The organism is Marinomonas polaris DSM 16579 (assembly GCF_900129155.1).
GTDB classification, from domain to species: Bacteria; Pseudomonadota; Gammaproteobacteria; order Pseudomonadales; family Marinomonadaceae; genus Marinomonas; species Marinomonas polaris.
The window spans coordinates 60,068-74,988 of the sequence record NZ_FQVF01000019.1; the positions used below are offsets into that span (position 1 = coordinate 60,068).

The window sequence follows — 14,921 nt, forward strand, 5'->3', positions numbered from 1 at the left end:
TGAAATGCGGATAAATAAAAAGGCCAGATGGAAACATCTGGCCTTTTTTAAAACGTAAATGTACTTAAAAATTCTTAGCAAAAATAGAATGCTACTAGAAGAATATAATCAGGCTGTTGTATAGCCCCAGATCAAAACCGCACTTCCAAAAATCAGCCCTAGATATATTAGAATAAGTACTAAATACCCCATAACATCACGAAGCTTTAAACCAGAAATAGCTAAGACAGGTAAAATCCAGAATGGTTGAACCATATTAGTCCATTGATCGCCAATCTGAACAGCGACTGAAGTAGCGGCAAGTGAAGCACCGATAGAGTTTGCTGCTTCTACCATTACAGGACCTTGAACAGCCCATTGTCCACCACCAGACGGCGCTAAGAGGTTAATTATCCCACCACTAATAAAAGACCAGAGCGGCATAGTCTCAGGGGTAGAAATATCAACAAATATATTTGAAAAACTAACAATCAGCCCAGACCCTACCAAAATCCCCATAATACCTGCATAAAAAGGATACTGAATGATAATTCCAGAAACAACACGAGCCCCATCCTGTAATGCTGAAAGGTAGCTAGCAGGTGAAGCAAAAAGTAAAATTCCGAAGAACAGAAAAGCAAAATTAATCGTATTAAGGTTAAGTGATCCACCGTTCATAAAGTGATGTATCAGATATACCAGTGACAGAAGACCGATCGAAATACCAACCATACGACTATGATTTAGACGGTCTGCAATGGTCATTTTTCCATCATGTCCAAGCTGTGGTTTAGGCACTGAAGAATTAACTACTGTTGTAGGATCAATCTCAACAATAGATGAAGGATCTTTTGGGTGTAGCCATGCATTGAAAAAAGGCAGCGTTAATATAATTACAAGGCTCGTAATCAAAAGAATTGGAGAAAAAATAGTTTCACTTAACGGTATAATCCCTACCTGATTTTGTAGAAAATGACCTTCAGTTGACAGTAAAAGTGGCACACTTCCAGAAAGTCCTATGCCATAAAGTGAAAAACCGGAGTATGCCGCGGCAATAACCAGCGGGTAATGAAGCCCTTTCACGTTCAATGCAAGCTTCTGAGCCACAATCCCACCAACTAAAAGACCAAAACCCCAGTTAAGCCAACTACCAATTCCACCAACTAAAGTAGCAACAATTATAGCAGCAAAGGGAGTTTTTACCTGTTTCGCAATCCGATCAAGTGCCTTATCTATAAAAGGCGTCTTAGCTAACATGAAACCAGAAAGCAAAATAACTGTCATCTGCATACTAAAAGATAATAAGCTCCAGAAACCATCCCCCCAATAACCAACTGCTTCCAAAGGAGATACCCCCTCCATCAGAATAGCCAACAAGATAGTGAAAAATGTCAGAAAAATAGCAATTACTAATGGATCAGGCATATAGCGGTTGACTAATCTAGTAAAAAAATTTGCAAGACCATTCATGTTTGTCTCCAATAAAGTTCGTTAAATTTATTATATTTATTCGCATAACGAACTTTGGTTCGCCATTCGAATATTATGCTTATTTTTTACGAACCTGTAAACAAAGACTCTTATGATCGCAGAAATAGAATAAACACTTTAGAAAAGTTAATTATTCACCTCAAAGAGACTAAGAGAAAAAACTGACCAGTTTTATTGGCTAAACTCTTGTGACTGGAGTGCTAGAAAAAGAGATAACTCAAAGAAAATAAAAAAGAAAAGGCGAACCCTTTCAGGCTCGCCTTTTATGAATTTTCTTTAATAAGGAAATTTATCCTCAAAAAAACATCAAACGTTCAGCAATAGGTGTTCTCGTTCCCACGAGCTGATAACTCGGTTGAAGGTTTCAAATTCGCTACGCTTTACGCCCATGTAGGCTTTGACGAAGTGTTCGCCCATGATGTCACAAAGTGGTTGGCACTCTTCTAAAAGACGCAAACCTTCTTCAAGAGTACGAGCAATTTCAACTTCTTCAGAAGGTGGCTTTTTACCTTCCACTGGGTCGGTTGGATGCAATTTTTCTTTAATGCCAAGATAACCACAAGCCAATGTCGCAGCGATGCCCAAGTAAGGGTTGCAATCCGCACCCGGAAAACGATTTTCGATGCGCGTCGCCTCCGGTGGCGAAAACGGAACTCGTAGTCCTGCAGTACGGTTATCAAATCCCCATTGCATATTGATTGGTGCCGCCATATCTGGAGAGAAACGACGATAAGAATTGACGTTTGGGGCAAAAAAACTGATCGCACTTGGCGTGTACTTTTGTAGTCCACCCAAGTAGTTATAAAACAGTTCACTTGGGCTGCCGTTGTCATCAAACAAGTTTTTACCTGTTTTGCTGTCCACCAAACTCTGGTGAATGTGCATCGCACTGCCCGGCTCATGTTGCATAGGTTTGGCCATAAACGTCGCATACATGCCATGCTTCATAGCCGCTTCACGCAAAGTACGTTTAAAGACAAACACCTGATCGGCCAAATCTAACGGATCACCATGAATAAAGTTGATTTCCATCTGCGCCGCACCAGACTCGTGGATCAAGGTGTCTACATCCAAACCTTGTGCTTCGCAATAGCTGTAAAGCGTATCAATCACTGGGTTGAACTCGTTCACCGCATCAATGCTGTAAGAACGACGTGAAGTCTCTCGTTTGCCAGAGCGCCCTACTGCGGGTTTTAACTCATAATCCGGATCGGTGTTTGGATCAATCAGATAAAACTCTACTTCTGGGGCAATCACTGGCGTGATACCTTCTTTCGCATACAAAGCAAGAATATTACGTAGAATCGTTCGACTAGATAATGGATGCAGCTGGCCGCTTTTATCGTAACAATCATTGATGATTTGCGCCGTCGGTTCATCAGCCCAAGGCACTAATCGGAAGGTATTCGGATCAGGATGAAGCTCCATATCTCGGTCGCTCGCATCCACCAGCTCGTAGTGATTGTCAGCCCAATCTCCAGTGACACTCTGCACGAGAATCGTTTCTGGAATACGCCCAAATAGTTCTGCCAAGAATTTATACGTTGGATAAAATTTACCACGAGCGTTGCCCGTCATGTCTGCCAACGTTGACTCGACTTCCGTTATTGAATGTTCTTTCAAAAAAGCTTCAAACTCTGTCATAACTCACCTTGTGCCAACGAATTTCTTTATTAAAACGGCTAAAAAATGCCTATTGCGGATACAGTCTATTTGTTTACTATGATCACTAAATTAGTTGATAATTTGGCTTTGAACATATTTTAGTTGATCGACTAAAGCAACTGCTTTTGCCAGAATGGGTCAAAATAAAACCATCATCTAATTCGATACCAACCTTTCGTTGCTATCTGTTTTCAAAGGACTCACCAAGTGAATACTCACGAAGCATCCTACTACGCTGCAACAGCGAATATACAGACAGATTACCCAAGCCTAACAGGCGAACAAGAAACCGATATCTGTATTATTGGTGGTGGTTTTACTGGCGTTTCTGCCGCACTGCATTTAGCAGAAGCTGGCTTTAAAGTAAGTTTAGTCGAAGCCAATAAAATTGGCTGGGGAGCGTCTGGTCGTAATGGTGGTCAGATCTGCCAAGGCCATAACATGGGCCACGAAGACATGATAAAGCAGGTCGGCAAAGACACCGCCGATTTGCTATGGCAAAGCTCGGTGGACTCGGTTGCTTTAGTGAAAGAACTTATTAAGCGCTACAACATAGATTGCGACTTGACTGCAGGCGTTTTGCACGTCGCCAGCAAACGCCGTCATGGTGACGAAATTAAAGAATCCGTAGACTACAAACGCAACACATTAGGCTACAGCGCAGTCGACTATCTAACCGCTGACGAGGTTGCTAAAAAGCTCGGCACGGACCGTTATTTTGGTGGCGAATTTTATCGAGAAGGCGCGCACATTCATCCGCTTAACTTCGTCTTAGGCATGGCGCAATCAGCAACTGCTCATGGCGCCACGCTGTACGAAAACTCCACTGTCCTCTCTTATAAAACGGGTGAGAAACCGGAGGTTATTACCGAAAAAGGCAAGATACGTTGTCGCTACCTGCTATTCGCTTGTAATGGTTATTTGGGCAAACTTAATGGCGCAGCGGCGAAAAAAATCATGCCGATTAATAACTTCATTATTGCCACGGAACCCTTGAGTGATGAACAGGCAAATCGCATCAATGCTGAACGAGTCGCAGTGGCTGATTCCAAATTTGTGGTGAATTATTTCCGCCTGTCTGCTGACCAACGTTTGCTTTGGGGCGGCGGTGAAAACTACAGCCAACATTTCCCCAAAGATATCGCGAGCTTTGTGAAAAAGCACATGATTGAAATTTATCCAGAACTGGCTTCTCACAAGATTGATTACGCTTGGGGTGGCACTTTAGCCATCACGCTAAATCGCATGCCGCACATTGCTCGACAAGAACAAAACACCTTTGTCGCACAAGGTTATTCTGGTCATGGCGTGGCGCTGGCAACTTACGCAGGCGCTATTTTTGCAAAAGCGGTACAAGGTTCTCTAGAAGGCATAGACGCCTTTGAGCGTTTACCTATAAAAGACTTCCCCGGCGGTACATTACTGCGTTGGCCGGGGTTAGTAGCTGGGATGTTGTATTACTCTATGCTGGATCGATTACCCTAACAAAATACAAAGGCCGTTTCACAAAGAGTCTTTATTTTTTAAGACTCTTTCTTTAAAAACAAACCAATCCACGACATCATTTGATTAGAGTGAATGTCGCTACTTTCAAGAGAGCTTAAAGCAGTCTTGGCTTGTTCTTGGGTAAGTTGCTTACCATCGTATAAATTGACCAAGGCTTTTTCATACACTTTGGAAAACTCAGGATGTCCCTGAAAAGTCAAAATATGATCTTCATAAAGCAAGCCTGCATTTTCACAAAACTCTGAACGTAAAATCACTCGCGCACGCGCAGGCTTTTCAACGACCTGATCCTGATGGAAGGCACACAAGGCAAGCTCTTTAGCCTCTGGAAGCACTGGCAAAGACCCACATACATCATATTGATGAATACCTACGCCCCAGCCACCTTGGAATTTTTCAACGCGTCCGCCCAATGCACGAGCAATGACTTGATGGCCAAAACATATGCCGACTAAAGGACGCTGTAACTGATCGATATCTTTGATCAAAGCGCACAAACGCAGAATCCAAGGCTCATCAGAATATGCATCGGCTTTAGATCCGGTAATCAACCAAGCATCACATTCTTCCGCATGACTTGGGAACTCATCCAAACGCACGTCATACGTGAAAAAGGAAAAATCCTTTTGCATTTTCCCAAGCTGTTCGGCAAACATATTGGCGTAGGTTGGGAACTCACCCAGTAAAGAATCAGGTGTAATACCTGCAGCAAGAATACCGATCTTCATTCATTTATCCTTAAAATGTTTTTCAATAAGCAGCACTATTTATTCGCATCTTTAAAGCGATTCTGTCTATGCATAATCACAATCGCCGCGATCACCGCAATCGACACCGTCACTATCATCAAGGTTGCCAAAGCATTCACTTCTGGAGTCACGCCTAAACGGACTTTCGAAAAAATCACCATTGGCAAGGTGCTGTTACCCGGGCCAGAAACAAAACTAGCGATCACTAAATCGTCCAATGACAAGGTAAAGGACAACAACCAACCAGAAATAATCGCGGGTGCAATCAAAGGCAAAGTAATCAAAAAGAACAAAGATGTAGGTTTGGCACCTAAATCCATCGCCGCTTCTTCTAATGTCTCATCTAATGAAGCCAGCCGAGATTGCACTACTACAGCGACATAGGCCAAACAAAAGGTTGTATGGGCAATCACTATGGTGGTTACACCACGACCAGCAGGCCAGCCGAACATGTTTTCCAAAGACACAAACAACAACAGCAAAGACAAGCCTGTGATCACTTCTGGCATTACCAAAGGTGCCGTCACCCAGCCGGTTAACATAGCTTTGCCAGCGAACTTACGCATTCGACTCAAGACAAAACCCGCCAAGGTGCCCAATATAGACGCCATGGTCGCACTGATAAAAGCGATTTTCAGACTTACCCAAGCCGCACTCATAATTTGCTCGTTACGGAACAATTCAACGTACCATTTTAACGACCAACCGCCCCACACTGTGACCAGTTTGGATTCATTAAAGCTATACACAATCAAGGCAATAATCGGCGCATACAGAAACACAAAGCCCGCACCAGCCATCACTTTTAAAGCTACTGAACTGCCCTGTTTCATTCGGCCTCCTTATTGCTGTTACGCATAAACATAATTGGCCCAACCAAAACAATCAGCATGACCACCGCCACGGCAGATGCCAAAGGCCAATCACGATTTAAGAAGAACTCATCCCACAACACACGACCAATCATCAAGGTATCCGATCCACCCAACAAAGCCGGAATCACATATTCCCCAACCGCTGGAATAAACACTAACAAACAGCCAGCAATAATTCCCGGCTTCGCCAATGGCAAGGTCACCAAGAAGAATGACTGATAAGGCTTCGCACCTAAATCTTGCGCCGCATCCAGAAGGTTTAAATCCATTTTTTCCAGAGTGGTATACAAAGGCAAAATCATAAACGGCAAATAGGTATAAACAATGCCAAGATAAACGGCAAAGTCGGTCTGCAGAATTTGTATTGGCTGATCAATAATGCCCGTTGCCAATAAGAAATCGTTAACCAAGCCATTCTTTTTCAGCAACGCCATCCAAGCGTAAACACGCAATAGAAAAGACGTCCAAAAAGGCAAAATGACCAAGGCGAGCAAAATCGTCCGCATAGTAGGACGACTGCGAGCAATCAAATAGGCAATCGGAAAACCAATTAGCAAAGCAAAAAACGTCGATATGGCCGCTATTTTTAACGAGCTTAAATACGCATCCAAATAAAATCGTGATTCGAACAAATACAGGTAATTGCCAAACGTCACTTTAAACGTGAGATAAGCATTACTCGAATCCCATTGCAGCAAAGGTGAATACGGCGGCACCGCAATCATGGCTTCGGCTAGAGATATCTTGAAAACCACCAAAAAAGGAATAAAGAAAAACGCTGCCAACCACAACATTGGCACCAGAATAACCGCCGTTCGCCCCAAACGCAGCTTACTCAGCATCATGCTACTAACACAACGCAGCTATCCGCGTCCCAAGAGAGAAAAACGCGATCTTCCCAAGTTAAACGGTTGCCCATTTCGCGAGACACATTGGGCTGAGTAATACGAATTTCTTTGCCGGAATTAAGCCGAACTTTGAATATCGACTGGCTGCCCATATAAGCCACATCCGAAATCACACCGGTTGTCGCATTTACTTCTAAGTCGATTGGCTCACGACTAATACGGATTTTTTCAGGACGAATCGCCACGCTCACATCTTGGTTCGGCGCACAGCTGATGCCATGATCAACTTGCAATAATCCATCGATATCGGCACTACGCATCGATGTCGTATCGCGTTCGTCATCAATCACAGTGCCATCAAACAAATTAACATTACCGATAAATTCAGCCACAAATCGATTCTGTGGGTATTCATACACTTCGTGAGGCTCTGCCGTCTGCACAATATCGCCATTGTTCATCACACCAATACGCGTTGCCAAAGTCATGGCTTCCTCTTGATCATGAGTCACAACAATAAAGGTAATACCCAATTCATCCTGCAAGCGCATTAATTCAAACTGAGTTTCTTCACGCAGTTTTTTATCCAAAGCACCCAAAGGCTCGTCTAACAGCAAGAGTTTTGGACGCTTTACCAAGGAGCGAGCCAAGGCAACACGTTGACGTTGACCACCAGACAACATGTGAGGTTTGCGTTTCGCTAAATGACCTAACTGAACCATGCCTAAGATTTCAGCAACACGCTTGTTCACTTCTGCGCTTTTTAATCCTTCACGCTTCAAACCGAAAGCCACGTTGGCTTCGACCGATAAGTGTGGGAACAAGGCATAAGATTGAAACATCATATTAACCGGACGTTCCCAAGGTGGAATTCCCGTCATATCAACGCCATCAATTAGAATACGACCGGACGTTGGCTCTTCGAATCCTGCCAACATACGTAACAAGGTACTTTTCCCTGAACCTGAACCACCCAATAAACAAAAAAGTTCATTGCGATAAATATCAAGCGATACCGAATTGACCGCAGTAAACTGGCCAAATTGCTTGGTGATTTGTTCAATTTGCACAAATGGTTTAGCGTCTTTTTGACGCCATGTCGGCACAGATTGCGTCTGTACAGTAGAAGTATTGGGAAAAGCAGACATAACCTACGACCTATCCAAATGATTGAGCGAAAAAATGGCGGAGCAAGAAAGCTCCGCCGATACGTCGATTAACGACCAGTTTTGATATTTGTCCATGCACGAGTCAAAGAACGATCAAAACGCGCCGTATGAGCAACTTGTACATAAAGCTTATCCTTCACCGCTTGCGTAGGATAAATACCCTTGTTGTTAACAACTTCATCGTCCAACAATGGCTCAGCAGCTTTATTCGGCACGGCATAATACACATAGTTAGAAATCGACGCAGCCACTTCTGGGCGCAAGATATAATTAATAAATGCCAATGCCGCCGCTGGATGTGGAGCATCCGCTGGAATCGCCATCAAATCAAACCACACTAAGGTACCTTCTTTCGGAATCACGAAATTGATATCAACACCTTGATTGGCTTCTTCTGCTCGGCCTTGGGACTGAAGAATGTCGCCGTTGTAACCAATAGCAACACAAATCTCGCCATTCGCTAGATCAGAAATATAGGTACTAGAATGGAAGTATTTAATAAAAGGACGAGCTTGGCTCATCAATTTTGCCGATGCTTCCAATTCTTTCGTGTCTTCAGTGTTTGGATCAACCTGACGGTAATTATTCGCGATAGACATAACTTCGGCTGGCGAATCTAACACTGCAATACCACAGTCTTTCAATTTAGCTGCGATCTCAGGATTGAATAAAATATCCCATGAATCGATATCACTGGTGCCCAAACGCTCTTCGATCATTTGCGTGTTGTAACCAATACCAATTGTTCCCCAAGCGTAAGGAATATTATGCTGGTTGCCCGCATCGTGTTTTTCGATTTGTTTAAGTAAGGTGCCATCCAAATTACCAATGTTGCTTAACTTACTCTTATCGATAGTCTGATAAACACCTGCTTTTACTTGGCGTTCGAAAAAGGAGTTCGACGGCATAACAACATCGTAACCAGAACCGCCAGCCATCATTTTGGCTTCTAGAGCTTCGTTACTGTCGTACACATCGTAGTTCACTTTAATGCCAGTTTCAGCGGTAAACTGCTCCAAAGTACCTGGTGCCATATAGTCAGACCAGTTGTAAATATTAACGACGTCTTGTGCGTGAAGTGTTGCAGAGCTAGCCGCACATGCGAGCATAAAACCAAGCGTTTTGTTTTTCATTTAGGGATCTCCCACTATTAACTAATAAATAAGCTAATAACATTGGCCAAAGCCAACGTTTAAACTTTATAAGTACGCTTCGTATTCCACATCTGAAATACGCCCATAGATTTTTTCCTGCTCTTGCTCCTTCACCGCACTAAACACTCGGACAAAGGTGTCACCAAGATATTCACACATAAATGCACTGTCTTTAAACGCTTCCGTCGCCAATTCCCAACGATTTGGCAATGCTTCATAGCGTTCATAAACAGCGTATGCGTCCCCTATAATTGGCTCAGGCGGTGACATTTTGGCTTCTATACCATGCAATGCCGCGCCCAATATTGCCGCCAACACAAGATAAGGGTTCGCATCCGCACCAGCGACTCGATGTTCTATACGACGAGCCTCGCATTCACTTTCCGGTATGCGTACCGCAACCGTGCGGTTCTCATAACCCCAACTTGCAAAAGTTGGCGCATGAGCACCATTTTGAAAACGACGGTAAGAGTTCATATGTGGCGCAAATACCAGCATAGATTCCGGCATGTGATCCAACAAACCTGCCACCGCTTGATGAAGCAGCAAAGAGCCATCTTCATCACCGTTATCAAATACGTTTTTGCCCGTTTCATCCAGCAAACTAAAATGCACATGCATCCCACTGCCGCTTTTATTGGCGTAAGGTTTAGCCATAAAGGTGGAACCCAAGTCATGACGACGGGCAACACCTTTGACCAAGCGTTTAAAGAGGATCGCATGGTCGGCGGATAATACTGCGTCATTGGTGTGTTGCATATTAATTTCGAACTGTCCCGGGCCTAATTCTGACACTATCGTATCAGCCGGGATTCCTTGGGCTTCGCAAGCCTCACGAACCTCAGTAAAAAAGCCTTCCAAACCATCCATTTCATCGATCGAATAACAGTCTGTTTCGCTCAGTCTTCGGCCATTTCCATCGTTAATAATTGGCTCTTCTGGACGACGTTTAAATTCAGATTCACCATCCAATAAATAAAACTCCAGCTCAGTCGCCACTACTGGCGTTAAACCCAATGCTTTATAACGATCAACAATACGCACAAGAATCTGCCGTGGATCTGGGTAAAAAGGTGTACCATCCATATTAAACATCATGGCTAACACTTGATCTCGGGGCGATTCCGCCCAAGGCACAGAAGTCGGCTCATCATAAACAGGCATACAAACGCCGTCGGTATCTCCGGTTTCAAAAACCAAACCATTGGTAAGAACATCATCCCCCCAGTTGTCAAAGCCAATAACCGATTGCGGCAATTTAACGCCTTGGGCCATAACAGTGTCTAAACCACTCGCAGGGATGCGCTTACCTCGAAGATTGCCATTCAAATCGGCAATAAATAAATCAAACTCTGTGTTCCCTTCGTTCATTTCCGACATATAAAATACTCTTCTAAAATGGGGCAACAGTTAGAAAGTCGCTGTATAAAAGCTGAACTTTGCGTCGATACCGATCATTTAATGGATTGTTTTTATTCACTCCTGATCACAATAATTTCACATTACCCTAAGCAAATGTTATGAGTAACTATCCCCAAGTGGGTATATGCAAAAATGATGGCAAGTCTTTATAAAATTTAAGTAATTATTCAACTGCTGCATTAGCATGTGATGGAAATCAATTTTTGAAATAAGACTCTCTCAGGAATATAGGCCAACGCATCAAGATGGATCGATAAAAATAAACATGGAAAAAAATCGCCCTAATTTGAAGCAAGCAAGAAATAAATCGAGGCAGGTATGCAAAAAAACATCACCTTAGAACATCCAAACATTTCAGAGCTAATTCGGGACTTGGCCACGCTAACCAACTACGTTCGTGTACCTAGTTTCCCAGCCATGTTAGATGTTTTTTTGAGTAAGCTTTGCCATTTCGACACCATTACCATCATCACTTACAAAAAAGCCCTCAAACCCATATTGATTCACCCACAAGACCCAGCACAACAAAGTGCTGCGCTGCGCTTTTATTTGAGTAAAGCCTATCTTTTAGATCCGGTTTTTAATGGTATTCAGCAAGGAATTTTGCCGGGGATTTATCGTCTGGTGGATTTGTCTCCCGACTCCTTTGAAGACACCGAGTACTACCAAACTTGTTATCGAGATTTCGACTTGGTAGATGAGATCAATCTTATCATTCCGCTGAATAAAGACACCACGTGCGCGATTTCATTGGGGAGAAAAAAGGCCATTGGCTCAATCCGCCGCACCGAACTGAATCACTTAAAAAGCCTGTTTCCTATGGTTGATGCGCTTGTTAGTCAATTTTGGTTATCACAAGAAAGCGAATACGTAGAAGAAACCACCAGCTCTGGGCCGCTAAACTACGCATTAAAAACCTTTGCTCGTGGTGTGCTCACTAATAGAGAGCAGGAAGTGCTGGAATTGTTGTTGCGCGGCCATTCGTCAAAATCCATTGCAGATCTATTGGAAATTAGTGCGGGAACAGTGAAAGTCCATCGCAAGAATATCCACTCCCGACTCAATACTTCGACGCAGTCGGAAATTTTCACACTATTTCTGACTCATCTAGATCATCACGATGAAACTAGACGAGCCTCTTAGCAATTATTGTTAACAAACAAGATCTTTGCACGACGTCACGATCACGAGAGAAGATCTCATATTAAATGCCTAACTTATCTCGCAGACTATAATAAGCAGCGCCCATCGCTGTATAAGGCACACGCAATAAACGGCCACCTGGAAATTGGTATTGCGGCATGCTGGCAAACACCTCATAGCGCGAAACATCACCTTCGATAGCGTCTGCCAAAATCTCGCCCATTAAATGAGAGTTCGTTACACCATGGCCCGAATAACCTTGCGCGTAATACAGGTTATCTCCAATTTTCCCCACTTGCGGCATACGCATCATGGTTAATAAGAAATTTCCCGTCCAAGCAAAATCAATCTTAACGTCTTTCAACATAGGATAAGTTTTAAGCATTTTACGGCCAATAATCGATTCGATTTTTTCCGGTTCACGAGCACCATAGGTTGTACCACCGCCGTAAATCAAACGTCCATCGCCAGATAATCGGTAATAATCCAATAAATAATTACCGTCTTCCACACAATGATCCGTAGGCAATAACTGCTTTTGTAAATCCTTAGAAAGCGGTTCAGTAGCAATTACCTGAGTGCCACAAGGCATGGCTTTTTTCTCTACTTCTGGAATCAAACCAAACACGTAGGCATTTCCTGCCACAACAACAGTATCCGCGACAATCGAACCATTTTCCGTGATTACTTTGGCAGGCTTGCCTTGCTCGATCCGAATAACCTTTGAATCCTCATAAATCACACCACCTAAAGACTCGAACGCCCGCGCCTGACCCAAGACCAAATTCAAGGGCTGAATATGACCACCATGAATGTCTAGCAAGCCACCCGCATAACGTTCAGAGCCAATATGATCTTGAATAGAAGACGCGGACAATAGCGTCAGGCCTTCGTGTCCATGTGCTTCCCAAAGGGCTTTTTTCGCTTTTAGCGATTCAAACTGTTTAGGGTTGCAAGCAGCGAAAATATTGCCCGTTTTCAAGTCGCAATCTATGCTGTATTTAGCCACGCGTTGACGAATCAAGGCTTGACCCGAAAACGCCATCGCCGCCATTTTTTCGCCAATGACGTCACCGTATTGCGCGGTAATGTAGTCAATATCTCGGTTGAAGCTATTTACTATCTGACCGCCATTACGACCAGAAGCACCAAAGCCAATTCGAGTACCTTCTAAAACCACCACTTTGTGGCCCCTTTCGGCCAAACTCAACGCGGTCGAAATACCCGTAAATCCAGCGCCAATCACACAAACATCAAAACGTTGCTCACCCGTTAATTTAGGGCGCAACACCTTATCGTTGGCAGAATCTGCGTAATACGAGTTCACATGACTTGGTGAAGGCATAAACTAGGTACTCCTTTCGAAAGCATTAATCTTTAACCATTATGATTAAAGGCGTATCCAAGTGTTTTTGATTTCAGTGTATTTTTCGAGCGCATGCCAAGATTTATCACGGCCATTGCCCGACGCTTTCACGCCGCCAAACGGTACCGTGGTATCGCCATCGCCCCAGGTATTTACCCACACCATGCCAGATTCAAGTTTGCGACTAACACGATGCGCGCGAGACAAATCATTAGTCCAAATCGCCGCACCCAAGCCATATTTAGAATCGTTGGCAAGCTCAATGGCTTCGTCTTCGGTTTCAAAAGTCATCACCGCCAACACAGGACCAAAAATTTCTTCCTGCACGAAACGCATAGAGTGATCGGCATCAGAGAAAATCGTCGGATTCATAAAGAAGCCTTTGCCTTGCTGATACTCAGGCACACCGCCAAGCTCTAGCGTTGCTCCGTCATCAATGGCACTTTGAATAAAACCAGACACATTATCAAACTGAGCTTTGTCTACCATTGGCCCCATTTTCGTCGCTGGATCAAGTGGATCTGCTGGCACATATTCACGCGCTGCTTTTAGTAGCTCGACCATAAATTCTTCTTTGATACTGCTGTGCAAATACAAACGTGAGCAAGCAATACAGACTTCCCCTTGGTTGGTGAAAATAGCCGTTGCGGCGCCTTTTGCTGCGGCTTTTATGTCTTTGCAGTCATCAAACACTAAACAAGGCGATTTGCCACCCGCTTCCAGCCAAACTCGCTTCATGTTGGATTGACCTGCGTACTGCATCAACATCCCAGCCACACGGCTAGAGCCAGTAAACGCCAAGGTGCCAATATCATAATGTAAAGCCAGCGCCTTGCCCGCCGTATGACCAAACCCTGGCAGCACATTAAACACACCATCAGGCATGCCAGCTTCAGTCGCTAATTGCGCAATGCGTAACGCACTTAATGGTGATTTTTCAGAAGGTTTCAAAATGACGCTATTACCTGCAGCAAGTGCAGGTGCAATTTTCCACATCACCATCATCAGCGGGTAATTCCACGGTGTAATAATGGCAACCACGCCAAGTGGTTCACGGCTAATTAAGGCAAGGTTCTGTGGATTTGTTGGGGCAATTTCGCCATACAGCTTATCGATGCATTCGGCCGACCAGCGCAAGCAATCAAGTGAATCTGGCACATCAATGCCGACCATCTCGGAAATCGATTTACCCATGTCGAGGGTATCAATCAAGGCTAGCTCATCTTGATGCTGTTCCAACAAATCGGCCCATTTATGCAAAATACGTTTGCGCTTGCCTGGTGCTAATTCCGACCAAATACCACTTTTGAAGGTTTGTTTTGCAGCAGCCACAGCCAGATCAACGTCGGCGCTGTCGCAGCTAGCGACCTTGGCAAGTAAGGATTCATCGGTTGGATTGATACAATCGAATGTATCGCCGCTTTGCGCAGCGACAAATTGTCCATTGATGTAAGCGTTATATGGCACCTTAATGGTGGCTCGTAACGCTTGCCATTCTTGATAGGTTTTCATTTTATGTCCTTTCTTAAATGGTTCATTTTTCTCTTTGTCTTC

12 protein-coding genes are annotated in these 14,921 nt (G+C 43.9%); 2 read left to right on the forward strand and 10 right to left on the reverse strand.

Features of this window, described 5'->3' with window-relative positions; translation table 11 throughout:
* Positions 1-108: 108 nt before the first annotated feature.
* Positions 109-1,449 carry a short-chain fatty acid transporter gene (locus BUA59_RS18220; RefSeq protein WP_072841101.1) on the reverse strand — a complete coding sequence of 447 codons (1,341 nt, stop codon included), beginning with the start codon at positions 1,447-1,449 and terminating at the stop codon, positions 109-111.
* A 327-nt stretch (positions 1,450-1,776) separates the two neighbouring features.
* The gene (locus tag BUA59_RS18225) at positions 1,777-3,114 is read right to left on the reverse strand and encodes a glutamine synthetase family protein (RefSeq protein WP_072841102.1); all 1,338 of its coding nucleotides are present in this window, start codon (positions 3,112-3,114) and stop codon (positions 1,777-1,779) included.
* A 228-nt stretch (positions 3,115-3,342) separates the two neighbouring features.
* Here BUA59_RS18225 and BUA59_RS18230 point away from each other — a divergent pair, with 228 nt between their 5' ends.
* Complete coding sequence (locus tag BUA59_RS18230) at positions 3,343-4,620, forward strand: NAD(P)/FAD-dependent oxidoreductase (protein ID WP_072841103.1); 1,278 nt, start codon at positions 3,343-3,345, stop codon at positions 4,618-4,620.
* 38 nt (positions 4,621-4,658) lie between these two features.
* On the opposite strand, the gene BUA59_RS18235 is transcribed toward BUA59_RS18230, so the two are convergent.
* The 6 genes from BUA59_RS18235 to BUA59_RS18260 all read right to left on the reverse strand — a co-directional run bounded on the left by BUA59_RS18235 (position 4,659) and on the right by BUA59_RS18260 (position 10,816).
* Positions 4,659-5,369: a glutamine amidotransferase-related protein gene (locus BUA59_RS18235; RefSeq protein ID WP_072841104.1), complete on the reverse strand. Its 711-nt coding sequence runs from the start codon at positions 5,367-5,369 to the stop codon at positions 4,659-4,661.
* 35 nt (positions 5,370-5,404) lie between these two features.
* Positions 5,405-6,223, reverse strand: coding sequence for an ABC transporter permease subunit (locus BUA59_RS18240; RefSeq protein ID WP_072841105.1), 819 nt, complete (start codon positions 6,221-6,223; stop codon positions 5,405-5,407).
* Positions 6,220-7,110, reverse strand: a complete 891-nt coding sequence (locus BUA59_RS18245) for an ABC transporter permease subunit (protein ID WP_012071189.1) — start codon at positions 7,108-7,110, stop codon at positions 6,220-6,222. Before BUA59_RS18245 ends, BUA59_RS18240 begins: the two co-directional genes overlap by 4 nt.
* A complete protein-coding gene (locus BUA59_RS18250; protein WP_072841106.1) occupies positions 7,107-8,261 on the reverse strand; it encodes an ABC transporter ATP-binding protein in 1,155 nt (384 codons plus the stop codon). Before BUA59_RS18250 ends, BUA59_RS18245 begins: the two co-directional genes overlap by 4 nt.
* 68 nt (positions 8,262-8,329) lie before the next feature.
* A complete protein-coding gene (locus tag BUA59_RS18255) occupies positions 8,330-9,415 on the reverse strand; it encodes a polyamine ABC transporter substrate-binding protein (RefSeq protein ID WP_072841107.1) in 1,086 nt (361 codons plus the stop codon).
* A 66-nt stretch (positions 9,416-9,481) separates the two neighbouring features.
* Complete coding sequence (locus BUA59_RS18260; RefSeq protein WP_072841108.1) at positions 9,482-10,816, reverse strand: glutamine synthetase family protein; 1,335 nt, start codon at positions 10,814-10,816, stop codon at positions 9,482-9,484.
* A gap of 360 nt (positions 10,817-11,176) precedes the next feature.
* On the opposite strand from BUA59_RS18260, the gene BUA59_RS18265 reads away from it, so the two are divergent.
* A complete protein-coding gene (locus tag BUA59_RS18265) occupies positions 11,177-12,001 on the forward strand; it encodes a LuxR C-terminal-related transcriptional regulator (RefSeq protein ID WP_072841109.1) in 825 nt (274 codons plus the stop codon).
* A 61-nt stretch (positions 12,002-12,062) separates the two neighbouring features.
* Here the strand turns inward: BUA59_RS18265 and BUA59_RS18270 are convergent, their stop codons facing one another.
* Both BUA59_RS18270 and BUA59_RS18275 read right to left on the reverse strand, forming a co-directional pair.
* The gene (locus BUA59_RS18270) at positions 12,063-13,346 is read right to left on the reverse strand and encodes an NAD(P)/FAD-dependent oxidoreductase (RefSeq protein WP_072841110.1); all 1,284 of its coding nucleotides are present in this window, start codon (positions 13,344-13,346) and stop codon (positions 12,063-12,065) included.
* A gap of 45 nt (positions 13,347-13,391) precedes the next feature.
* Positions 13,392-14,879, reverse strand: coding sequence for an aldehyde dehydrogenase (locus BUA59_RS18275; protein ID WP_072841144.1), 1,488 nt, complete (start codon positions 14,877-14,879; stop codon positions 13,392-13,394).
* Positions 14,880-14,921: the final 42 nt, after the last annotated feature.

Bases quoted from the DNA above. Each gene is read 5' to 3' on its own strand.
- BUA59_RS18220 (WP_072841101.1), bottom strand. From the start codon at position 1,449: ATGAATGGTCTTGCAAATTTTTTTACTAGATTAGTCAACCGCTATATG.
- BUA59_RS18225 (WP_072841102.1), bottom strand. From the start codon at position 3,114: ATGACAGAGTTTGAAGCTTTTTTGAAAGAACATTCAATAACGGAAGTC.
- BUA59_RS18235 (WP_072841104.1), bottom strand. From the start codon at position 5,369: ATGAAGATCGGTATTCTTGCTGCAGGTATTACACCTGATTCTTTACTG.
- BUA59_RS18240 (WP_072841105.1), bottom strand. From the start codon at position 6,223: ATGAAACAGGGCAGTTCAGTAGCTTTAAAAGTGATGGCTGGTGCGGGC.
- BUA59_RS18245 (WP_012071189.1), bottom strand. From the start codon at position 7,110: ATGATGCTGAGTAAGCTGCGTTTGGGGCGAACGGCGGTTATTCTGGTG.
- BUA59_RS18250 (WP_072841106.1), bottom strand. From the start codon at position 8,261: ATGTCTGCTTTTCCCAATACTTCTACTGTACAGACGCAATCTGTGCCG.
- BUA59_RS18255 (WP_072841107.1), bottom strand. From the start codon at position 9,415: ATGAAAAACAAAACGCTTGGTTTTATGCTCGCATGTGCGGCTAGCTCT.
- BUA59_RS18260 (WP_072841108.1), bottom strand. From the start codon at position 10,816: ATGTCGGAAATGAACGAAGGGAACACAGAGTTTGATTTATTTATTGCC.
- BUA59_RS18265 (WP_072841109.1), top strand. From the start codon at position 11,177: ATGCAAAAAAACATCACCTTAGAACATCCAAACATTTCAGAGCTAATT.
- BUA59_RS18270 (WP_072841110.1), bottom strand. From the start codon at position 13,346: ATGCCTTCACCAAGTCATGTGAACTCGTATTACGCAGATTCTGCCAAC.
- BUA59_RS18275 (WP_072841144.1), bottom strand. From the start codon at position 14,879: ATGAAAACCTATCAAGAATGGCAAGCGTTACGAGCCACCATTAAGGTG.